18 protein-coding genes are annotated in these 21190 nt (G+C 62.9%); 6 read left to right on the plus strand and 12 right to left on the minus strand.

What is annotated here, in order from left to right; all coding sequences use genetic code 11:
* Window positions 1–6 precede the first annotated feature (6 nt).
* The 11 genes from RC54_RS03525 to RC54_RS03575 form a co-directional block, all read right to left on the minus strand.
* Window positions 7–987 (minus strand): M48 family metallopeptidase, encoded by a 981-nt coding sequence (locus tag RC54_RS03525; RefSeq protein ID WP_017451464.1) that lies wholly within the window; start codon window positions 985–987, stop codon window positions 7–9.
* 53 nt (window positions 988–1040) lie between these two features.
* Complete coding sequence (locus RC54_RS03530) at window positions 1041–1826, minus strand: lysophospholipid acyltransferase family protein (protein WP_044529953.1); 786 nt, start codon at window positions 1824–1826, stop codon at window positions 1041–1043.
* Window positions 1827–1890: 64 nt separating this feature from the next.
* Entirely contained in the window at window positions 1891–2448 is a 558-nt protein-coding gene (gene gmhB, locus RC54_RS03535) for a D-glycero-beta-D-manno-heptose 1,7-bisphosphate 7-phosphatase (protein WP_017451462.1), read from the minus strand.
* 118 nt (window positions 2449–2566) lie between these two features.
* Complete coding sequence (gene glyS, locus RC54_RS03540) at window positions 2567–4687, minus strand: glycine--tRNA ligase subunit beta (RefSeq protein ID WP_061789305.1); 2121 nt, start codon at window positions 4685–4687, stop codon at window positions 2567–2569.
* A 79-nt stretch (window positions 4688–4766) separates the two neighbouring features.
* Complete coding sequence (glyQ, locus tag RC54_RS03545; protein WP_058894270.1) at window positions 4767–5678, minus strand: glycine--tRNA ligase subunit alpha; 912 nt, start codon at window positions 5676–5678, stop codon at window positions 4767–4769.
* Between the two features lie 112 nt (window positions 5679–5790).
* Window positions 5791–7416 carry an apolipoprotein N-acyltransferase gene (gene lnt / locus RC54_RS03550; protein WP_061789304.1) on the minus strand — a complete coding sequence of 542 codons (1626 nt, stop codon included), beginning with the start codon at window positions 7414–7416 and terminating at the stop codon, window positions 5791–5793.
* Between the two features lie 27 nt (window positions 7417–7443).
* Window positions 7444–8322, minus strand: coding sequence for an HlyC/CorC family transporter (locus tag RC54_RS03555; protein ID WP_061789303.1), 879 nt, complete (start codon window positions 8320–8322; stop codon window positions 7444–7446).
* Between the two features lie 157 nt (window positions 8323–8479).
* On the minus strand, window positions 8480–8935 hold the full coding sequence (ybeY, locus tag RC54_RS03560) for an rRNA maturation RNase YbeY (RefSeq protein WP_061789302.1): 456 nt from the start codon (window positions 8933–8935) through the stop codon (window positions 8480–8482).
* The gene (locus RC54_RS03565; protein ID WP_061789301.1) at window positions 8922–10040 is read right to left on the minus strand and encodes a PhoH family protein; all 1119 of its coding nucleotides are present in this window, start codon (window positions 10038–10040) and stop codon (window positions 8922–8924) included. The genes ybeY and RC54_RS03565 overlap by 14 nt, the downstream gene beginning before the upstream one ends.
* 34 nt (window positions 10041–10074) lie before the next feature.
* The gene (gene miaB, locus RC54_RS03570; RefSeq protein ID WP_058894274.1) at window positions 10075–11415 is read right to left on the minus strand and encodes a tRNA (N6-isopentenyl adenosine(37)-C2)-methylthiotransferase MiaB; all 1341 of its coding nucleotides are present in this window, start codon (window positions 11413–11415) and stop codon (window positions 10075–10077) included.
* Between the two features lie 200 nt (window positions 11416–11615).
* A complete protein-coding gene (locus RC54_RS03575) occupies window positions 11616–12515 on the minus strand; it encodes a LysR family transcriptional regulator (protein ID WP_058894275.1) in 900 nt (299 codons plus the stop codon).
* Window positions 12516–12616: 101 nt separating this feature from the next.
* On the opposite strand from RC54_RS03575, the gene RC54_RS03580 reads away from it, so the two are divergent.
* The 6 genes from RC54_RS03580 to RC54_RS03605 all read left to right on the plus strand — a co-directional run bounded on the left by RC54_RS03580 (window position 12617) and on the right by RC54_RS03605 (window position 19275).
* A complete protein-coding gene (locus RC54_RS03580; RefSeq protein ID WP_058894276.1) occupies window positions 12617–13225 on the plus strand; it encodes a cysteine hydrolase family protein in 609 nt (202 codons plus the stop codon).
* 397 nt (window positions 13226–13622) lie between these two features.
* Entirely contained in the window at window positions 13623–14240 is a 618-nt protein-coding gene (locus RC54_RS03585) for a nucleoside/nucleotide kinase family protein (RefSeq protein WP_058894277.1), read from the plus strand.
* Between the two features lie 133 nt (window positions 14241–14373).
* Window positions 14374–15324, plus strand: a complete 951-nt coding sequence (locus tag RC54_RS03590; protein WP_061789300.1) for an ABC transporter substrate-binding protein — start codon at window positions 14374–14376, stop codon at window positions 15322–15324.
* Window positions 15325–15437: 113 nt separating this feature from the next.
* Window positions 15438–17027: a sugar ABC transporter ATP-binding protein gene (locus RC54_RS03595; protein WP_058894279.1), complete on the plus strand. Its 1590-nt coding sequence runs from the start codon at window positions 15438–15440 to the stop codon at window positions 17025–17027.
* 20 nt (window positions 17028–17047) lie between these two features.
* Window positions 17048–18058 carry an ABC transporter permease subunit gene (locus RC54_RS03600; protein WP_061789299.1) on the plus strand — a complete coding sequence of 337 codons (1011 nt, stop codon included), beginning with the start codon at window positions 17048–17050 and terminating at the stop codon, window positions 18056–18058.
* A gap of 26 nt (window positions 18059–18084) precedes the next feature.
* Window positions 18085–19275 (plus strand): AGE family epimerase/isomerase, encoded by a 1191-nt coding sequence (locus RC54_RS03605; RefSeq protein ID WP_061789318.1) that lies wholly within the window; start codon window positions 18085–18087, stop codon window positions 19273–19275.
* Window positions 19276–19345: 70 nt separating this feature from the next.
* On the opposite strand, the gene RC54_RS03610 is transcribed toward RC54_RS03605, so the two are convergent.
* On the minus strand, window positions 19346–20776 hold the full coding sequence (locus tag RC54_RS03610; RefSeq protein WP_058894281.1) for a GGDEF domain-containing protein: 1431 nt from the start codon (window positions 20774–20776) through the stop codon (window positions 19346–19348).
* Window positions 20777–21190 lie beyond the last annotated feature (414 nt).

The following is a 21190-nucleotide window of genomic DNA, read 5'->3' on the forward strand; positions in this document are numbered from 1 at the left end:
CACCGCTCAGAAGATCGGCAAGGTCTCCGCGGCGCTGTCGCGCAAGGCTTTCTTGGCCGATTCGAATTCGGGGAAGATCGATTGCACCGTGGCCCAGAAGCGTGGGCTATGGTTCATTTCGCGCAGGTGGGCCAGTTCGTGCGCGATCACGTAGTCGATCAGCGGCAGGGCGAAATGGATCAGCCGCCAGTTCAGACGGATGCGCGCATCCGAAGTGCAGGAACCCCATTGCGTGGTGGCCGAGGACAGCGCATAGGAGCGATAGCTAACGCCCAGCTTGTCGGCATAGATGATGAGCCGCTTGCCGAACAGTTCCTCGGCGCGCGCCTGCAGCCAGCCTTGCACGCGATCCTTCAATTGCTGCTCGCCGGCGTCGGCGGGCAGGCTGATGTTGAGCTCACGCGTGAGTTCATCAAGTAGCACCGCCTGACGTTGTCCGGTGCGGATGCGCAAGGTGATGTCCTGGCCCAGGTAGGGCAGGGTGGCGCCGTCGCGCCATTGCATTTGCGGTTGCAGACGGCGCGCCGAGCGCTCGCGGCGTTCGTTGAGCTTGGTCAGGATCCAGCGCTGCTTTTCGCGGATGGCATGGTCGATTTCGGCCAGCGTCACCCATTTGGGGGCGGTCACCCGCAAGCCTTCGTCGCTGACCAAAAAACCGATGGTGCGGCGCTTGGAGCGCAGCAGAGCAAAGTCGATGGTGTGCTCGCCCAGTTCGATGCGCCGCTTGCCATCGGCCGGTCGGGCGCTGGGCGGTGCCAGCAGCGGATTGGCCGGGGCAGGTGGAGCCGGGATCAGGGGCGTGGGCAGCGGGGCTGCATGGACCACCGGCTGGGGCGTAACGATCAGGGGCGGCTGCAGCGTCGGCGAGGGCAGGGCCGGGCCGGGGTCGACCGGTGCCGGTGCCACGGCAGGTTCAGGCGTGCCAAACAAATCCAGTTGCAGCGCGAGCTGGTCGGGATGGGTCTTGGGTTTGCGTAGCAGTATCAAGGCGGTCGCGGCGTCCTGTGGTGCGGGTGGCTAAGGAGTGCGGCCGCGCTGCATTACTGGGATGCAGCTTGGGCGGCCGGCCGGGGCGCGCTGTTTTTGTAGACGTCCGGCGAAATCACGCGCATCTCGGATTCTATCCAATTTTCGACGCGCTCGTTCAACTCCTGGGCCGTCAGGCCTTCCGGCGACATCGGCTTGCCGATGGACACCGTAATGACCCCCGGCTGCTTGATGAAACTGCCCTTGGGCCAGCATTGACCGGAGTTCATCGCAATGGGGACCACCAGCGTGTTGGTCTCCACCGCCAGGCGCGGGCCACCCGCTTTGTACTTGCCCTGCGAGCCCACGGCGGTGCGCGTGCCTTCCGGGAACATCACGATCCACTGACCATCACGCAGGCGGCGCCGGCCATGTTCCAGCACTTGCGAGAAAGCGTCGCGACCTTTCTTGCGGTCGATCGGGATCATGCGCAACAACGCAATGCCCCAGCCGAAGAAGGGAATATAGGTCAGTTCCTTCTTGAACACGAACACCAGCGGACGCGGCATGTTGATGACGTAGAAGATGGTTTCCCAGGCCGACTGATGCTTGGAGAGCAGGATCACCGGTGCATCAGGCAGGTTCTCGGCGCCGCGGATCTCATAACGGATGCCGCAGATCACGCGCGCGGTCCAGATCACGAAGACGTTCCAGCGCGAGGTCCACCAATAGCGTTGGGGATAAGGGAAGGGGGCCGACAGCAGGCAGGCGAAGGACCAGATGACGGTGGCGACCGACATGAGGACCATGAAGACCAGCGAACGCAGGATCAGGACAAGGCGCAAAATCGTTTCTCCCATGCCTAGGCATGTTGATGTTGTAAATGGGTGGGGGTGCGGGCTGCGCGACGGCAGCCTGCCCGCACTATACCGAAACCCCGACCGGTGACTTGAGGATGAAATCAACTACCGCCGATAAATCCGGGAAGACCAGCGTGCCCGGCGGCAAGCCGCCCTTGGCCTGGGTCTTCTCGCCCTTGCCGGTGAGCACCAGGTAGGGCGCGCAACCGGCCACATAACCGGCCTGCAGGTCGCGCAGCGAATCGCCCACGGTGGCTACGCCGCCGCGCAGGCTGATGTTGAAGCGCTTGGCGATCTCGTGAAACATGCCCGGCTTGGGCTTGCGGCAATCGCAATTGTCATCGGCCGAGTGCGGGCAGAAGAATACAGCATCGATATCGGCACCGGCCTGCTGGGCCGCGTTGTGCATCTTCTGGTGGATGGCGTTGAGGGTCTTGATGTCGAACAGGCCGCGCGCCACGCCTGACTGGTTGGTGGCGACCACCACGCGATAGCCGGCCTGGTTCAGGCGCGCAATCGCTTCCAGCGAACCCTTGATGGGGATCCACTCGTCGGGCGACTTGATGAAGGCATCGGAATCCTGATTGATGACGCCATCGCGATCAAGGATGATCAGTTTCATGCGGGCTTTCCTTGATGAACACCGCCGCGCCAGGACAAGCCCGTGCGCGGCGGATCGGTACTGCAGGACTACATGACTATATGACTACATCTGCATTGCAGCCGCTGGCCCCAGGTGCTTACGCGGCCAGCTTGGAGATGTCGGCCACCTGGTTGAGCATACCGTGCAGCGCGGCCAGCAAGGCCTGGCGGTTCTTGCGCAGTTGTTCGTCCTCGGCGTTGACCATCACGTCATTGAAGAAGGCATCCACATTCTGGCGCAGTTGCGCCAGTGCCTTCAAGGCGCCGGCAAAATCGCCCTGGGCATAGGCTGCCTCGACCTGCGGTCGGGTGGTCTGCATGGCTGCGAACAGACCTTGCTCGGCGGCTTCCTTGAGCAGGTTTTGTTGTACCGCGCCGTGGGCATCAATGGCCACGCCTTCGATCTTCTTCAGGATATTGGTGATACGCTTGTTGGCCGCAGCCAGAGCTTCGGCTTCGGGCAGGGCGGCAAAGGCTTGCACCGCTTGCAGGCGTTCCACCACGTTGTCCAGTACATCGGGCTGCTGCGCCACCACCGCTTCCACTTCGTTCTGCGCAAAGCCGCGCTCGCGCAGCAGGCCGCGCAGGCGGTCATGGATGAAGGCTTGCACTTCGGCACGCGGATCCTTGAAGTTGGGGTTGCCGGCAAACAGCGCCACGGCGGCTTCCAGCAGCGCATTCAACGACAGCGGCAGACGCTTTTCCACCAACATGCGCAGCACGCCCAGGGCATGGCGGCGCAGGGCGAACGGGTCCTTGTCGCCGGTCGGCTGCAGGCCGATGCCCCAGATGCCGACCAGGGTTTCCAGCTTGTCGGCCAGCGCCACGGCGGTACCGGTGGCGGTGCCGGGTAGGGCGTCACCGGCAAAGCGCGGCTGGTAGTGTTCGCTGGCGGCCAGCGCGACTTCGTCGGGCTCGCCGTCATGACGCGCATAGTAAGTGCCCATGATGCCTTGCAGCTCCGGGAACTCGCCCACCATGTCGGTCAACAGGTCGGCCTTGGCCAACAGGGCGCCGCGTTCGGCTTGCGTGACGTCACCCCCCAGGAGGGCGGCGATCTTGCCGGCCAGCGCCTGCACGCGCTCGGTGCGCTGCAACTGGTTGCCCAGCTTGTTGTGGTAGACCACGTTGGCCAGTTGCGGCACGCGCTCGGCCAGGGTCTTCTTCTTGTCCTGCTCGAAGAAGAACTTGGCATCCGACAGGCGCGGACGCACCACGCGTTCGTTGCCGCCGATGATGTGTTCGGGACGATCGGTCTCCAGGTTGGAGACGATCAGGAAGCGCGAACGCAGCTTGCCATTGGCGTCGGTCAGCGCGAAATACTTCTGGTTGGTCTGCATGGTCAGGATCAGGCATTCCTGCGGCACGGCCAGGAATTCATCCTCGAACTTGCATTCGTAGACCACTGGCCATTCCACCAGCGCGGTGACTTCGTCCAGCAGCGATTCGGGCATCAGCACCTGGTCGGCACCGGCCTTGGCCAGCAGCGCGGCGCGAATCTTTTCGCGGCGTTCGGTGAAGCTGGCGATGACCTTGCCTTGCGTGGCCAGGGCCTCGACGTAGGCGTCGGGTGAGGCGATCTGCAAGGCGCCGGAAGACAGGAAGCGATGGCCCAGCGTAGTGCGACCGGCATCCAGGCCCAGCGTGTTGATGGGGACCACGTCGTTACCGAACAGCGCCACCAGGTAGTGCGCCGGCCGCACGAAGTGCACCGTCTCGCCGGCCGCACGGCCGAACTGGCGCTGGTAGCTCATGACCTTGGGGATGGGTAGCTTGGAGAGGCTCTCATCGAGCGCTGCCTGCAGGCCCACGGCCAGCGCCGACCCCTTGGCGGTATAGGTGTAGAAGAAGCTTTCGGCCTTGCCATCCTGGGCGCGTTCCAACTGGTCCGGGGTGATCACGGTGGCGCCGGTGGAGGCGGCCAGGGCGGCCAGCTTCTTGACCAGCGGCGCCGAGGGACGGCCTTCGGCGTCCAGGGCCACGCTGACCGGCAGCACCTTTTCACGGATCGATTTGTCCGGCGAGGCGGCGCGCACCTTGCTGATGGACACGGCCAGGCGGCGCGGGGTCGCATAGGCGGTGGCCACCGCGTCGGCTTCGAGATAGCCGCGGCTTTGCAGGCCATTGAAAATGCCATTGGCGAAGGCATCACCCAGTTTGGCCAGGGCCTTCGGGGGCAGTTCTTCGGTGACGAGTTCTACGAGGAGTGTCTGGTTCATGTTGTCTGTCTTGCTGTCTTGCTCGGGACGCCGGCCAGGGTCTGGTGTGGGCGCCGCATCATGTCATGGCGGTGTGCGATCAGGCCGCGGCCTTGCTGGTACCCAGCATCGGGAAGCCGAGGCGCTCGCGCGATTCGAAGTAGGCCTGCGCCACCGCCCGCGAGAGATTGCGGATGCGGCCGATGTAGGCGGCGCGCTCGGTGACCGAGATGGCGCCACGGGCGTCGAGCATGTTGAAAGTGTGGGCGGCTTTGAGCACCTGCTCGTAGGCCGGCAGGGCCAGCGGCACTTCCATGAGGCGCTTGGCTTCGGCTTCGTAGTTGGTGAACAGCGAGAACAGGAACTCGGTGTTGGAGTACTCGAAGTTGAAGGTGGATTGTTCCACTTCATTCTGGTGGAACACGTCGCCATAGGTCAGGTGCTTCTTGGCGCCGTTCTCGGTCCATTCGGTCCAGACCAGGTCATAGACGTTTTCCACGCCCTGCAGGTACATCGCCAGGCGTTCGATGCCGTAGGTGATCTCGCCCAGCACCGGCTTGCAGTCGAGGCCGCCGACTTGCTGGAAATAGGTGAATTGCGTCACTTCCATGCCGTTCAACCATACTTCCCAACCCAGGCCCCAGGCGCCCAGGGTGGGGTTTTCCCAGTCATCCTCGACGAAGCGCACGTCATTTTGCTTCAGGTCCAGGCCCAGCGCTTCCAGCGAACCCAGATACAGGTCCAGGATGTTTTCCGGGGCCGGTTTCAAGACCACCTGGTACTGGTAGTAGTGCTGCATCCGGTTGGGGTTTTCGCCATAGCGGCCATCCTTGGGACGGCGCGAGGGCTGCACGTAGGCGGCGCGCCAGGGTTCGGGACCGATGGCGCGCAGGAAGGTCGCGGTGTGCGAGGTGCCTGCGCCGACTTCCATGTCGTAGGGTTGCAGCAGTGCACAGCCCTGGGCGTCCCAATATTCTTGCAACTTGAGGATGATTTGTTGAAATGTCAGCATCGTGTATGGTTGCCTGGCGAACCGGCGGAGCAATTGCGAAAACCTTGAATTTTAGCGCCTTTTGGGGCGTTTGACCCGGTTTTGGCCGGGCGCGCCGCCGCGCCCGTGGTCTTCAATGGCGGATACGGGCGGCCTTGTTGCGCGCCCAGGCCAGCAGCAGCATGAGCAAGGCGGCGCCGACGATGAGTTTGTTGCCCAGCAGAATATAGGGCGTCTGGCCACCATAGCCCTGCACCTGGCCGGCCAGCACGCCGCGCGTATAAGGTGCCAGTTCACTGGTAGCGCCACCCGGCAGGATCACGGCGGTGGCCCCGGTATTGGTGGCGCGCAGCATGGGACGGCCGGTTTCCAGGGTGCGCATGGTCGAAATCTGCAGGTGCTGCGGCAGCGCGATGGAGTTGCCGAACCAGGCGATGTTGGACAGGTTCAGCAAGACGCTGGCTTGCGGCTGCGCGGCCCGGTAGGCATCCCGCAACTGGCCGGCGATTTCCTCGCCGAACAAATCTTCATAGCAGATGTTGGGCAAGACCCATTGGTCTTTCACGCCGAAGGGCGATTGCACCGGCGCGCCGCGCGTCATGTCGCCCAGCGGGATATGCATCAGGTCCACGAACCAGCGGAAACCGGGCGGGATGAATTCACCGAAGGGCACCAGGTGGTGCTTGTCGTAGCGATAAGGCTGCAGTGCCGAGCCCACGCCCGGGCCGAAGCCCAGGACCGAATTGGCATACAGTTGCGGGCCATCGGAGAGCGGAATACCCAGCGCCAGGTGGCTGCCGCTATTCTGCACAAAGCGTGCGATGCGTTCCAGGTAATCCGGCGGCAATTGCTGCGGCAGCAGCGGGATGGCGGTTTCCGGGGTGGCGATCAGGTCGGCCGGGGCGGCGCTGATCATTTGTTCATACATGCTCAGAGTGGATACCAAGGCATCGTTAGAAAACTTCATTTCCTGCGGGATATTCCCCTGCAGCAGCCGCACCGTGATCGGACGGCCTTGCGGCGCGGTCCACTTCACCATCCGCAGCGCAACACCTGCGGCGCACAGCAGGGCGGCGATGCACAGTGGCAGGATGATGCGCTGGCCGGTCCCGGCCACACCCTTGCGGCACAGGCCCATCCACAGCAAGGCCAGACTGCCGGCGATCAGCGACGCGACCCAGCCGACGAAATAGACGCCCCCGATGGGCGCGAATGCAGCCAGTGGGCCTACCGTATGCGCATAACCCGAGACCAGCCAGGGAAAGCCGGTAAAGACCCAGCCCCTGGTCCATTCCGACAAGGCCCACAGCGCCGGCAGCATGAACAGCGCCAGCACCAGCGGGGAGGACGACCAGCGCTTGCGCAGCCAGCCCGCAAGCGCGGTGGCCGCCCCTGCATACAGGCCCAGGTAGAGCGCCAGCAGGGCCACGGCTAGCGCCGCCATCCAGCCCGGCATCCCGCCGTAGTCATGCATACTGATGTAGAGCCAGTGCACGCCGGCGGCAGCCCAGCCGAAGCCATACAGCCAACCGCGCAGGAAGCGGCGCCGCCAGCTGGCCTGCGGTTGCGCCAGCACGCCATGGAACAGCCAGGCCAGCGCGAGGATCTGCAAGGGCCACAGCTTGAAGGGAGCAAAGGCGAATACGTTCAAGGCGCCGATGGCGATCGGCAGCAGCAGGCCGGCAGCCGTCGCGAGGCCGCCACGTGCGGCAGCCTGCCCGTGGGGGAGGGGCAGGTCGTGTGGAGCAGGGGAGTTCACGGGAGGGCCGGCAGCAAGAGCGGGGACTTATTCGTCGGCCACGGGCGTGGGCGGCAACTGCGATACCAGCAGCACGTGTACCTGGCGCGCATCGGCGCGCAGCACTTCGAAATGCAGGCCATCGATATCGAATTCGTCACCCTTGCGCGGTACCCGGCCCACGTGATTGGCGACCAAGCCGCCGATGGTATCGGCATCTTCGTCCGAGAAGCGGCTGCCCACTTCTTCGTTGAACTGCTCGATCTCGGTCAGGGCCTTGACGCGCCAGCGCGCGCCGTTTGGACCGTCTTTCAGGGCCAGCACATTGTCTTCGGCTTCGTCGAAATCGTATTCATCCTCGATGTCGCCGACGATCTGTTCCAGCACATCTTCGATGGTGATGAGGCCGGCCACGCCGCCGTATTCGTCCACCACCACGGCCATGTGGTTGCGGTTGGCGCGGAAGTCGCGCAGCAAGACGTTCAGACGCTTGGATTCGGGGATGAAGATGGCCGGGCGCAGCATGTCGCGCACGTCGAAGGATTCTTCGGCGTAGTAGCGCAGCAAGTCCTTGGCCAGCAGGATGCCGATCACCTTGTCGCGCTCGCCATCGATGGCCGGGAAGCGCGAGTGCGACGTCGCCAGCACTTCGGGCATCCAGGTTTCGATGGGCTTGGAAATATCGATGGTGTCCATCTGCGAGCGCGGGACCATGATGTCGCGCACGGCCAGGTCGGACACCTGGAACACGCCTTCGATCATCGACAGCGCATCGGCATCGATGAGATTGCGCTCGTGTGCATCGTGCAACACTTCGAGCAGTTCTGCCCGGTTCTCGGGCTCGGGGGAAATCAGTGCGGTGAGTCGTTCAAACAGCGAACGATGGGGTTTAGCGTCAGATTTGACGCTACTAGGGTGATCTTGCATGGCGTTAGGCGCGAGCCCGACGTAGTTTCGAAGAGCCATAGGATACAACAATTATGTGACAAGTCCACTAAAGAGCCCTGTGACGGCCTGCTTCCAGCGGCTTTTCCTGCACGGCCTTGCCCGCCGGAAAGTCGTGCGGACAAGGCCGTCTCAACGCTCAGCGTGAAGCATAGGGATTGTCATAACCCAGACCGGCCAGGATCTCGGTTTCCAGGGCTTCCATCTCGGTGGCCTCTGCATCGTCCTCGTGGTCATAGCCCTGAGCATGAAGCACGCCATGCACCACCAGATGCGCGGTATGTTCTTCCACGCTCTTCTTTTGTTCGGCGGCTTCCTTCTCCAGCACATCAGTGCAAAAGATGATGTCAGCTTCGGTCACTTCGCTGTCTTCATCCTCGGTGTAGGCGAAGGTCAGCACGTTGGTGGCGTAGTCCTTGCCGCGATAGTCGCGATTGAGGTCGCGCCCCTCTTCGGTACCGACGAAACGCAGGGTCAGCTCGGCCGGTGCGAACAGGGCCGCTTGCACCCAGCGGCGCAGCAGGGGGCGGGTGATGGTGTCTTTGAGGCGGTCGTCGGCATATTGCACCGACAGGGTGAGTTTAGGCTTTGGCATGGCGCGGCTTGGCGGATTTGGTCAGGAGATTGGTGGCGGTGCGGGCCGTGGCGCGCGTCGTATCGGGGCGGACGTTGCCGGCGGCGTCATAGGCATCGACGATGCGCGCCACCAGCGGATGGCGTACCACGTCGGCGCTGGTGAAGCGCGAGAAGGCGATGCCGCGCACATCGTGCAGTACCGACAGCGCATCAACCAGGCCGCTCTTCTGGCCGTGGTGCAGGTCGACCTGGGTGACGTCGCCGGTGATGACGGCCTTGCTGCCGAAACCGATGCGGGTGAGGAACATCTTCATCTGTTCCGGCGTTGTGTTCTGTGCTTCGTCCAGGATGATGAAGGCATGGTTCAGCGTGCGTCCGCGCATGTAGGCCAGCGGGGCGATTTCGATGGCCTGCTTTTCGAACAGCTTCTGCGTGCGGTCGAAGCCCAGCAGGTCGTACAGCGCGTCATACAGCGGACGCAGGTAGGGATCGACCTTCTGCGCCAGGTCGCCCGGCAAAAAGCCCAGGCGCTCACCGGCTTCCACTGCGGGGCGCGTGAGCACGATGCGCTGCACGGCGTCGCGCTCCAATGCGTCGACCGCGCAAGCCACGGCCAGGTAGGTCTTGCCGGTGCCGGCCGGACCGACGCCGAAGGTGATGTCGTGTTCCAGGATGGCGTTGAGGTACTGGCTCTGGTGCGGCGTGCGTCCGCGCAGGTCGTGTTTGCGGGTCTTCAGGATGGGGCTCTCGGGCAGCGGATCCTGGCTGTCCTTTTCTTCCTCGGCAGCCGCCACAGCGGCTTTGCCACGGCGCGCCGGCAAGGGCGGCAGGCCGGCTTCTTCATCGGCGGCCGCGTTGGCGCGCTGCTCGACCAACGCTAGCTGAATATCGTCCACCGCCACCGGGCGGTCGGCCTTTTCATAGAAGCGCTCCAGCACTTCCACCGCACGCTCGGCATTGGTGCCGGTGACCACGAAGCGGTCACCGCGGCGGAAGATGGTCACGTCCAGTGCCGCAGAGATCTGGCGCAGGTTTTCATCGAGGGCGCCACACAGGTTGGCCAGGCGCTTGTTGTCCAGCGGCTGGGGCGTGAAGTGATGGGGCTGGTTGGGAATTTTTTTCAATGCTCGGTTCCGGTTAGGGTGCGTTGTGCTGCATTCAATGCTGGGTCACGATCTGGCCGCGCAGCGAGAAGGGGAAGGCTTCGGTGATGCTGACCTCGATGATCTGGCCGATCAGGCGCTGGCCGTTCGGGCCGCCATCGAAGTTGACCACGCGGTTGCTCTCCGTGCGGCCCTGTAGCTCATGCTCGCGCCGCTTGGAGACGCCTTCCACCAGTACGCGCTGCACCGTGCCGACCTGGGCTGCGCTGATTTTCGCGGCGTTGTCGTTGAGCGCGGCCTGCAGGCGTTGCAGGCGGGCCAGCTTGACTTCAGCCGGTGTATCGTCCTGCAGGTTGGCCGCCGGCGTGCCAGGGCGTGGGCTGAAGATGAAGGAAAAACTGTTGTCGAAGCCTACATCGGCCACCAGCTTCATGAGCGCCTCGAAATCTTCCTCGGTCTCGCCGGGGAAGCCGACGATGAAGTCCGACTGCACCGTGATGTCGGGGCGGACCTTGCGCATCCGCCGAATCACCGATTTGTATTCCAGCGCGGTATAGCCGCGCTTCATGGCGGCCAGGGTGCGATCCGAACCATGCTGCGCCGGCAGGTAGAGGTGGTTGCACAGCTTGGGCACCTTGGCATAGGTATCGATGAGGCGCTGCGAGAATTCCTTGGGGTGGCTGGTCACGAAACGGATGCGTTCGATGCCCGGTAACTCGGCGATGTATTCGATCAAGAGCGCAAAGTCAGCGATTTCGCCATCTTCCATCGTGCCGCGATAGGCGTTCACGTTCTGGCCCAGCAGCATGATTTCCTTGACGCCCTGGTCGGCCAGTCCGGCCACTTCGGTGAGCACATCCTCGAAGCGGCGCGAGACTTCCTCGCCGCGCGTATAGGGCACCACGCAGTAGCTGCAATACTTGCTGCAACCTTCCATGATGGACACATACGCCGTGGCACCTTCTACCCGCGCCGGTGGCAGATGGTCGAATTTCTCGATCTCAGGAAAGCTGATGTCCACCTGTGGACGGCCGCTGTAGCGGCGTTCGGAAATCATCTGCGGCAGGCGATGCAAGGTCTGCGGGCCGAACACCATGTCCACGAAGGGCGCGCGCTTGATGATGGCCTCGCCTTCCTGCGACGCCACGCAACCACCTACGCCGATGAGCAGGTCCGGCTTGTCCTTCTTCAACGCGCGCAGTCGGCCCAGATCGGAAAACACCTTCTCCTGCGCCTTTTCGCGAATGGAGCAGGTGTTCAGCAGGATCACGTCGGCCTCTTCCGGACGATCGGTCTTGATGAGGCCCTCGGCCACATTGAGCACGTCGGCCATCTTGTCCGAGTCGTACTCGTTCATCTGGCAGCCGAAGGTTTTGATGAATACTTTTTTCTGCATAAATCTTTATCAGGCGAAGAGCGCAGGAAGGACGCATGGGGGACATGCGCGCGCCGGCAAGGAGGAGGGCGGCGGGCCGCTGGAATCTGCTGCGGTAGCGGTGGAGGAGCCCATCCCCGAAGGTTCGCGATTATAGCACCGCACGCCCCGCCGGGCCGGCTGGCAGGGCGCTTGCAGGCTGTCTTGATTGATGGCAAGTCTCAGAGTTCGGCGCAACAGTCCTGCAACCAGCCCAGCACGGCACGCAGCCGGGGCAGGGCCTTCAGGTCGCGATGGAACACCGCCCATAGCTCACGCTCCAGCTGTGGCGTGGACTCCACAGTCTGCAATTCCGGCGCCAGCAGATAGCTCGGCAGCAAGGCCAGCCCCACCCCGGCGCGCGCGGCCATGCACTGTGCCACCAGGCTGGTGCTGCGAAAGCGCACTGGGTTGCCGGCCGCATGGGTGGCAATCCAGCGTGTCTCGGGAATGTCCGGTACACCATCGTCGTAGGCCACGAAAGGCGCCGACTTGCGCGAACGGCGCCAGGCCGCCACGTTGGCCGAGGTGCCGCACAGGTAGAAGCGCACTGCGCCCAGCGCGCGCGCGATCAGCTCACCATCCTGCGGCTTGCCGAAGCGCAGCGCCAGGTCGGCCTCGCGCCGGGCCAGGCTGACGGTCTGGTGTGCCAGCGCAAACTCCACGTCCAGCGCCGGCCATTGCTCCAACAGCGCCGGTAGCCGCGGCGCCAGGAACAGGGTACCGATGGCGTCGGTGCAAGCCAGGCGCAGTTTGCCTTCCAGCCGCAGGTCTTCACCGGCCAGGGTACGTGCCAGTTGTCGGGTCTGCTCCTGCATGGCGTGCGCAGCGTTGAGCACGCTTTCACCCAGGCGCGTCAGTTCGACTTCATCGGCGCGACGTATGAACAGTGGCGCCTGCAAGGCCGTTTCCAGTTGCTGCAGGCGGCGGCCGATGGTGGCGTGGGTCACGCCCAGCGCACGGGCGGCGCCGGAGAAGCTGCCGGCATCGATGAAGGCAGCGAAGCTGCGCAGGCTTTCCCAGTCGGCCTGCAGGATGGATAGTGCGGACAAGCTGCCTGGATGCTGCGGATGGGCTGTCAATTTTTTCACAGGTGGGTGGCGATTTCGGTGAATGGTGGTGCGAATTTTATCGGACTAAGATGCTTGGGCATTCTTCATTTTTCACCGAAAAGGAATTTCCTATGTCCTATCCCCAGACCTTGGTCCAGATCGCCGGCGGCACTGCGCGTACCGCTACCTGGCAGGAAGCGGTCTTGCTCATCATCGATCACCAGACCGAATACACCACCGGCCGCGCACCAATGACCGGCATCGACGCTGCCATCGGCCAGGTGGCCGAACTGCTGAGACAGGCGCGCGCAGCCGGCGCTCCGGTGATCCATGTGGTCCACCACGGCAAGCCCGGCGGCGCGATGTTCGACCCGCAGGGGCCGCACGTGGCCATCATCGATGGCGTGCAGCCGGTGACCGGCGAATTGGTCCTCTCCAAGAGCCTGCCCAATTCCTTTGCCGGTACCAGCCTGGATGAAGCGATCCGCAAGACCGGGCGCAAGTCCCTGATCGTGGCCGGTTTCGCCACTCACATGTGCGTCAGTGCCACGGTGCGCTCGGCGCTGGACCACGGCTATGCCTCGACCGTGGTGGCCGCCGCCTGCGCCACGCGCGACCTGCCCGATGCGCTGGGCGGCCCGGCCATCGCCGCCGCCGATATCCAGCGCGTGGCCCTGGCCGAGCTGGCTGACCGCTATGCGACGGTGGTGGCCGATGCCGCCGCCTTGGCCTCGGTCTGAGACGTGACACGATCGCATACGTCCGCATAGGGATGGATGCCTTGAACGCTGCCTCATCGGCAGCGTTTTTTTATCTGACTTATCCATAAGCGGATCGATATCTAAAAAAACCTCACAAAATTTCATCGCGTTGATGACGCGGAACTAGCAATAATTAGAAATAACAGTAATAAATTCAGCCACATTGAAATTCAGGAGACAGAATCGCTTAGTTTGTCGGCTTCCCGAAATTCTCCCCAAGCACCGGCTCAACGGCTGCACTGCCTTTTGTAGCGGGCCGGGCGAGCGAAGCGATCACGACACAGCGCCACCGAGTTGTGTTGTATTTCATTAGAGAACGCGCTAGACGCGTCTGGGCTGCTCTGGTGGCAGTCCTTAGAAAAAGGATGAGTCGAACATGATTCCGGCAGTTTTTCGCGACCGGCTGGCGGCCTTGCTGGCCAGTGGTCAGCGCACCCTCCTGGGCATTGCCGGCCCGCCCGGCAGCGGCAAGTCCACGCTGGCCCAGGCCCTGCTCGAACTGGTACCAGACCAGGCCGTGGTGCTGCCCATGGATGGCTATCACCTGGCCAATGCCGAGCTGGCCCGTCTGGGGCGGGCTGCGCGCAAGGGGGCCGAAGATACCTTTGACAGTGCCGGCTATGTCCATCTGCTCTCGCGCCTGCGCCGGCAAGCCCCGGACGAAACCGTCTATGCCCCGCAGTTCCTGCGCGAGATCGAGGAAGCCATTGCCGGCAGCATCGGGATTGCACCGGCTACCCGCCTCATCATCACCGAAGGCAATTACCTGTTGCTGGACCGTGGCCACTGGTCGCAGGTGCGAGCCTTGCTGGATGAGGTCTGGTACGTCGATGTCGATCCCGCGTTGCGTCTGGAACGCCTGATCGCGCGGCACGTACAGTTCGGCCGCAGCCGCGCCCAGGCCGAAGCCTGGGTGTTGGGCAGCGATGAAGTCAATGCAGCCCTGATCGAGACCACTCGCGGCCACGCCGACCGGATTTTTCGCTGGGACTGAAAAATCCTGGCGTCAATGTCAGCAGCAAGCAGTACCGATAAGCACCGATAAGCACCGATAAGCACCGATAAGTAGCGATAAGTAACGATACAAGCAGCAAGCCATCCCCCCTCTAAAAAGAACGGAGACCAGCATGATCAAGAACACCCTCGCCATCGCCTGTGCCACCCTGTCGCTGGCGGCCATCGCATCCTCTTCGCAAGCCGCCGACAAACCGTTGAAGTCGGTCGGCGTCACCCTCGGTGATCTGGCCAATCCCTTCTTCGTGGCCATCGCCAAGGGCGCTGAAAGTGGCGCGCACAAGATCAATCCCGAGGCCAAGGTGACCGTGGTTTCTTCCAAGTACGACCTCAACACCCAGGTCGGCCAGATCGAGAACTTCATCGCCAACAAGGTCGACATGATCGTGCTCAATGCAGCCGACTCCAAGGGCGTCGGCCCGGCCGTGAAGAAAGCCAGGAAGGCTGGCATCGTGGTGGTGGCGGTGGATGTGGCCGCTGAAGGAGCCGACGTGACCGTGATGTCGGACAACACCATGGCGGGCGCCCAATCCTGCAAGTTCATCGCCGACAAGCTGCAGGGCAAGGGCAACGTGGTCATCGTCAATGGTCCGCCGGTGTCTGCCGTGATGGATCGAGTCACCGGCTGCAAGAGCGAATTCAAGAAGTCGCCCGGCATCAAGATCCTCTCCGACAACCAGAACGCCGGTGGCAGCCGCGATGGCGGCATGACCACCATGTCCAACCTGCTGGCAGCGCACGCCAAGATCGATGGCGTCTTCGCCATCAACGATCCCACCGCCATCGGTGCGGAACTGGCGATCCGTCAGGCCAAGCGTAGCGATATCAAGGTCATCACCGGCGTGGATGGTGCGCCCGATGCCGAGCGCGCTCTGAAGGACAGCAAGTCGCTGTTCGCCGCCTCGCCGGCCCAGGATCCGTATGGCATGGCCGCCGAAAGCGTGGCCATCGGTTACCAGGTGATGAATGGCCATCCGCCATCCAATAGCATCAAGCTCTTGCCGGTCAAGCTGATCACGCGCGAGAACGTAGCCGATTACAAGGGCTGGGTACCGGCTAACTGAGGCCGTACGCACGCCGGCTTGCCGCACATTGCGGGCAAGCCGGCGCCGGTGTCCATGCCGGGTCGCCGTAAGCGGCTGTGCACGGACGATGTTGCCGTCTTCCTCTTTTCGCCATGACTTCCACTCCCATCCTGCAGATGACCGGCATCAGCAAGTCCTTCGGGGCCACGCGTGCGTTGTCGGAGATGCATCTGACCATCCGCCCCGGCGAGATCCATGCCCTCATGGGTGAGAACGGTGCCGGCAAGAGCACGCTGATGAAAGTGCTTTCCGGGGTACACGCGCCCGACCGCGGTGACATCCTGCTCGACGGCAAGCCGGTCGCGCTGCGCGACCCCGGTGCCAGTCGTGCAGCCGGCATCAACCTCATCTATCAGGAACTGGCCGTCGCACCCAACATCAGCGTGGCCGCCAATGTCTTCATGGGCAGCGAATTGCGCACGCGCTGGGGCCTGATCGATCACGCTGCCATGCGCAAGCGCACCGATGCCGTCCTGTCCCAACTGGGCGCAGCCTTCCGCGCCTCGGACCGCGCCGGGCGACTTTCCATTGCCGAACAACAGCAGGTCGAAATCGCCCGTGCCCTGGTGCATCGCAGCCGCATCGTCATCATGGATGAGCCGACTGCGGCGCTCTCCGAACGGGAGACCGAACATCTGTTTGGCGTGGTGCGCCGCCTGCGCGACGAAGGTCTGGCCATCATCTACATCAGCCACCGCATGGCCGAGGTGTATGCCTTGGCCGACCGCGTGACGGTGCTGCGCGATGGCAGCTTCGTGGGCGAACTGACGCGTGAGCAAATCGATTCCGAGCGCATCGTGCAGATGATGGTGGGCCGCTCGCTGGGTGAGTTCTACCAGCATCAGCGCATGGCGCCAGAGCAGGCCGCCGCGCTGCCTACCGTCTTGCAGGTGCAGGACCTGGCCGGTGGCAGGGTCAAGCCGGCTTCCTTCACAGTACGGGCCGGCGAGGTGCTCGGTTTTGCCGGACTGGTCGGGGCTGGGCGCACCGAGCTGGCGCGGCTGCTCTTCGGCGCTGACGCCAGGAGTGGCGGTCAGATCCTGCTCGGCGACCAGGCCTTGCAGATCGATGAGCCGCGCGCGGCCATGCGTGCCGGCATCGCCTATGTGCCGGAAGATCGCAAGGGCCAGGGGCTGTTCCTGCAGATGGCCGTGGGCACCAATGCCACCATGAACGTAGCTGGTCGTCATGCCCGGTTGGGACTGGTACGCAGTCGGGCGCTGCGAGGCGTGGCGCAGGCATCGATACGACGCCTCAACGTCAAGGTCGCCCATCCCGATGTCGCCGTGGGCAAGCTCTCCGGTGGCAATCAGCAAAAGGTCTTGCTGGCGCGCTGGCTGGAGATCGCCCCCAAGGTCTTGATCCTGGATGAGCCCACGCGGGGTGTGGATATCTATGCCAAGAGCGAGATCTATCAACTTATCCACAAGCTGGCCGAGCAGGGCGTGGCGGTCGTGGTCATCTCCAGCGAATTGCCGGAAATCATCGGCATCTGCGACCGCGTGCTGGTCATGCGTGAGGGGAGCATCACGGGCGAATTGTCCGGTGCGGCCATTACCCAGGAAAGCATCATGCACCTGGCCACCGACACGGCTGGTCTGAGCGCGGCGCAGAATCATGGCGCCATGGCCTCGCAGCGTTCGGAGAGCCCAGATTCTTCTCGTTCTTCCCATTCCTTTTAGTCATGGCTGACCTCATTCCTATGCATAAAAACGATGCCGGCGCGGCGGTTGCAGCGCGCTCTTCTTCCTCGGTCTCGCAATGGCTGCTGCACCGGCTGGGCATGTTGCCGGTGCTGGTAGTGCTGTACCTGCTGTTCTATGCGCTGACGATCTACCTGAGTGGCGATGGCGGCTCCAACTTCGCCACCACCGAAAACACCATGAACATCCTGCGCCAGGTGGCCATCAATCTGGTGCTGGCGGCGGGCATGACCTTCGTCATCCTCACCGCCGGCATCGACCTGTCGGTAGGTTCGGTGCTGGCGGTTTCGGCGGTGCTGGGAATGCAGGTCTCCTTGAGTGCCGCACCCGGCTGGTCCATACCCATGTTCATCGTGTCAGGGCTGGTGATGGGCATGGTCAATGGCGCCATGGTGGCTTTCCTCAACATCAATGCCTTCGTGGTCACGCTGGGCACGATGACGGCCTTCCGAGGCGCGGCCTATCTGCTGGCCGATGGCACCACGGTCTTGAACAGCGACATTCCCAGTTTCGAATGGATCGGCAATGGTGACTTCCTGCGCGTGCCCTGGCTGATCTGGGTCGCCGTGGCAGTGGTGTTGCTGTCCTGGGTGATCCTGCGCAAGACGGTGCTGGGGATGCATATCTACGCCATCGGCGGCAACCTGCAGGCAGCGCGCCTGACCGGCATTCGCGTGGGGTTGGTCTTGCTGTTCGTCTATTCGATCAGCGGCCTGTTCTCAGGACTGGCCGGCGCCATGTCGACCAGTCGCCTGTATGGTGCCAACGGTAATTGGGGCAGCGGCTACGAGCTCGATGCGATTGCTGCGGTGGTGCTGGGCGGCACCAGTCTGATGGGGGGCGTCGGCACCATCTGGGGGACGGTGGTGGGGGCGCTCATCATTGGCGTGATGAACAATGGATTGACCATCCTGGGCTTGTCGTCTTTCTGGCAATACGTGGCCAAGGGCGCGGTGATCGTGCTGGCGGTGATCCTGGACAAGTGGCGCCAGAAGGATGCGACCCAATGAAGCCCGCAACCGACATCGGAGACCTCATGTCCCATCCCGACTTCGCAAGCCGCCGTTTCCTGCAGGCGCACGTGGCCGATACGCTGGCCTTCTATGATCGCCACGCCATCGATCCGCAAGGCGGCTTCTTCCACTACCTGAAGGACGATGGCAGCGTCTATGAGCACAGCCACCGGCACCTGGTCAGCGCCACGCGCTTGGTCTTCACGCAAGCCATGGCCTACACCCACACCGGCCAGCCCCGTTACCTGCAACAGGCGCGCCATGCGCTGGCACACCTGGAGCGGTTCCGTCATCGACAGGGGCCGCTGGCCGGGCTGTATGCCTGGACCTTGCGCGATGACCGCATCAAGGATGGCACCGTGATGGCCTATGGCCAGGCATTCGTGCTGCTGGCCCAGGCTCATGCGCATCGCATCGGTCTGTGTGATGCCGAGCAGGTGGCGCAGGCTTTTGCTCGCATGGAAGGCGCCTTCTTCGAACCCGCCCATGCGGCCTATGCCGATGAGATCACCGCAGCCGGAGAATTGATCGCCTATCGCGGCCAGAACGCCAACATGCACATGTGTGAAGCCTGCCTGGCCGCCTATGCCGCCACTGGCCGTGCGCTCTACCTTGAGCGGGCACAGTTGCTGATCGAGCGTTTCGTCTTTGACCTGGCGCGGCAATCGCAGGACATGGTCTGGGAACATTACCGCGCCGACTGGTCGCTGGACCACGACTACAACCGCGGCAATCGCGACAACATCTTCAAGCCATGGGGGTTCCAGACCGGCCATCAGACCGAGTGGGCCAAGCTGCTATTGATTGCACACGGCCACGAGCCACGCCCAGAATACATTGCGCGCGCGGCCGAGTTGCAGACGGCAGCCTGGGAGCATGGCTGGGATGCGCAACATGGTGGCCTGATCTACGGCTTCGATCCCGCGCTGCAGCCCTATGACAGCGACAAGTATTTCTGGGTCCAGGCCGAATCCTTCGCCAGCGCCTGGCGCTTGTGGCGGGTCACTGGCGAGGAGCGCTTCCGGGCCCAGTATCACGCGATCTGGGCGTGGAGCTGGGCGCATCTGGTCGATCATCAATACGGCGCGTGGTTCCGCATCCTGGCGGCCGATGGAAGCAAACTGGAAGATACCAAATCACCTGCGGGCAAGGTCGACTACCACACCATGGGGGCCTGCTGGGATGTGATGGAAGCAGGCGGACTGGACGACTAGCTGTCGGTAATGCAGCGGGTCTTCAACGCAGCGATGGGAATACGGACAAGCTTGGAGTGCATGTACAGATTTATTCGGACGGAGCGGGCGGTGGCGACACCGGTGGCGCCATCAGCACCCGATTGCGACCTGCCGTTTTGGCCTGGTAGAGCGCGGCATCGGCGGCCTGCATCAAGGTTTCCAGGCGCGCCTCGGGATGTGCCGGGATGCAGGAGGCGACCCCGCAGCTGATGGTAAGGCGTCCGAGGAGTGATCCGGCGTGCGGCAGATCGAGCGCATAGATGGCATCGCACATGCGCTGTACGATCTGCAACCCGTGCTGGCCATCGGTATCGCTCACAATCACCGCGAATTCTTCGCCGCCGTAGCGCGCCACGGTTTCGCCGGCGCGGCCGATGGTCTCTTGCAGGGTCTGCGCCACTTGGCGCAGCACGGCGTCCCCGGCCACGTGGCCGTAGTGGTCGTTATAGGGCTTGAACCAGTCCACATCGATGAAGGCCACCGTCAGCGGTCTGGCATGACGCACGCTGCGTCGCCATTCCTGGTCCAGCGTTTCATCGAAGCTGCGCCGATTGGCGATCCCGGTGAGGCCATCGGTGAGACTGAGGGAACGCAAGCGTTCATTGGCCTGGGCCAGGTCATGCGTGCGCTCGGCGATGCGCAACTCCAGCGATTTGTTGAGCAGGCGCAGCGATTCCTTTTCCTGTTCCAGTTGCGCATAGAGTGCGCGGTTCTGCGCGGCTCGTTTGCGCAGGTTGGACAGCATGGCGTTGATGGCTTCTGCCAGGAAGTGCAGCTCATGACGCTGCTTGCCCGGCAGGTAGATGCTTTGGGGCGATTGCGGATGCTGGGATGCATCGGGCTGGCTCAGGTTCTGTCCGCTCACGAAGTCGGCCAGTTGCGCGATCGGCTGCCCCAGCCAGCGATTGAACACGTAGAGGAAGATGAACCACAGCACCAATGTCTTGATGATCGAGTTGATCAGGATCAGCGTGAAACCGTAGGCCACTTTTTTGATGACGACATGCCGGCTGGAATACACGGTCCATGCGCCGATGTCGTGAGTAACCCCATGTTCATCGCGATAGAGGATGGGAAAGCGATGACTGGTGGCGGCATCGAAGAAGCCCGGCTGCAGCGCGCTGCGGGCACCGTCGCTATCGACATGGATGTGACTGCCATCCTGCTCGATGATGTTGCCCAGTGCCATTACCAACCGCCCTTGTGGATCTTCGATCTTCACTCCGGTGACCACTGGCAGGTTGCTGATGCCGCGCAGGGTGGCTTTTTGCACATCGCCCTGGAAGCGCCAGGTGGAGCTGGCCAGGCTGGCGCCGAAGGTCTGCTCCATGGCGCGCAATTCATTGTCCACGCCCGATTGTGTATGTTCATACTCGGCACCCAACTGGAGGCAGGTGACGATGAGCGTCACTAAAAAGTAACTTCCGAAAATGATGCGCAGCAGGTGGACTGCCAGAGAATTTTTGGAGAGCAAATTCATGTTCTTGCGGGGGGATGCTTTGCTCAGGAATGGTTGGTGCCGCGGGATGCAGTAGGGGTGCAGCAGGCGGACATCGTTGCCGCAGGATGGGCAGCAGCGCCTGTGTGTTGCGCATAAGGGCAAGGCACCAGGCACTGTACTGCCGCATCGGGCAGGATGCTGGGTATTGGTAAGGCATGAGACTGCCTCATGGAATTTCCTCCCGCTAAGGTATTGATGGGCCTTGTGCTGGCCTTGTTATAAGCGGGGTAAATTTTAACAGTTCGGTTTTGTGGAAATGGCGCGATGTGTGTCGACGTGTGGTTTATTGAACGACCGCTGTCGCCGTGCTGCGAGGATTGATGAGGGTTGCGAAATGGGGGACATTGCGCCAACAACAAAAAACCCGCCCTTCTTTCGAAGAGGCGGGTTTTT

It is taken from the genome of Herbaspirillum rubrisubalbicans (assembly GCF_003719195.1).
GTDB lineage: Bacteria > Pseudomonadota > Gammaproteobacteria > Burkholderiales > Burkholderiaceae_D > Herbaspirillum > Herbaspirillum rubrisubalbicans.

Bases quoted from the DNA above. Each gene is read 5' to 3' on its own strand.
- RC54_RS03530 (WP_044529953.1), bottom strand. From the start codon at position 1,826: ATGGGAGAAACGATTTTGCGCCTTGTCCTGATCCTGCGTTCGCTGGTC.
- gmhB (WP_017451462.1), bottom strand. From the start codon at position 2,448: ATGAAACTGATCATCCTTGATCGCGATGGCGTCATCAATCAGGATTCC.
- glyS (WP_061789305.1), bottom strand. From the start codon at position 4,687: ATGAACCAGACACTCCTCGTAGAACTCGTCACCGAAGAACTGCCCCCG.
- glyQ (WP_058894270.1), bottom strand. From the start codon at position 5,678: ATGCTGACATTTCAACAAATCATCCTCAAGTTGCAAGAATATTGGGAC.
- RC54_RS03555 (WP_061789303.1), bottom strand. From the start codon at position 8,322: ATGCAAGATCACCCTAGTAGCGTCAAATCTGACGCTAAACCCCATCGT.
- ybeY (WP_061789302.1), bottom strand. From the start codon at position 8,935: ATGCCAAAGCCTAAACTCACCCTGTCGGTGCAATATGCCGACGACCGC.
- miaB (WP_058894274.1), bottom strand. From the start codon at position 11,415: ATGCAGAAAAAAGTATTCATCAAAACCTTCGGCTGCCAGATGAACGAG.
- RC54_RS03580 (WP_058894276.1), top strand. From the start codon at position 12,617: ATGTCCTATCCCCAGACCTTGGTCCAGATCGCCGGCGGCACTGCGCGT.
- RC54_RS03585 (WP_058894277.1), top strand. From the start codon at position 13,623: ATGATTCCGGCAGTTTTTCGCGACCGGCTGGCGGCCTTGCTGGCCAGT.
- RC54_RS03590 (WP_061789300.1), top strand. From the start codon at position 14,374: ATGATCAAGAACACCCTCGCCATCGCCTGTGCCACCCTGTCGCTGGCG.
- RC54_RS03595 (WP_058894279.1), top strand. From the start codon at position 15,438: ATGACTTCCACTCCCATCCTGCAGATGACCGGCATCAGCAAGTCCTTC.
- RC54_RS03600 (WP_061789299.1), top strand. From the start codon at position 17,048: ATGCATAAAAACGATGCCGGCGCGGCGGTTGCAGCGCGCTCTTCTTCC.
- RC54_RS03605 (WP_061789318.1), top strand. From the start codon at position 18,085: ATGTCCCATCCCGACTTCGCAAGCCGCCGTTTCCTGCAGGCGCACGTG.
- RC54_RS03610 (WP_058894281.1), bottom strand. From the start codon at position 20,776: ATGAATTTGCTCTCCAAAAATTCTCTGGCAGTCCACCTGCTGCGCATC.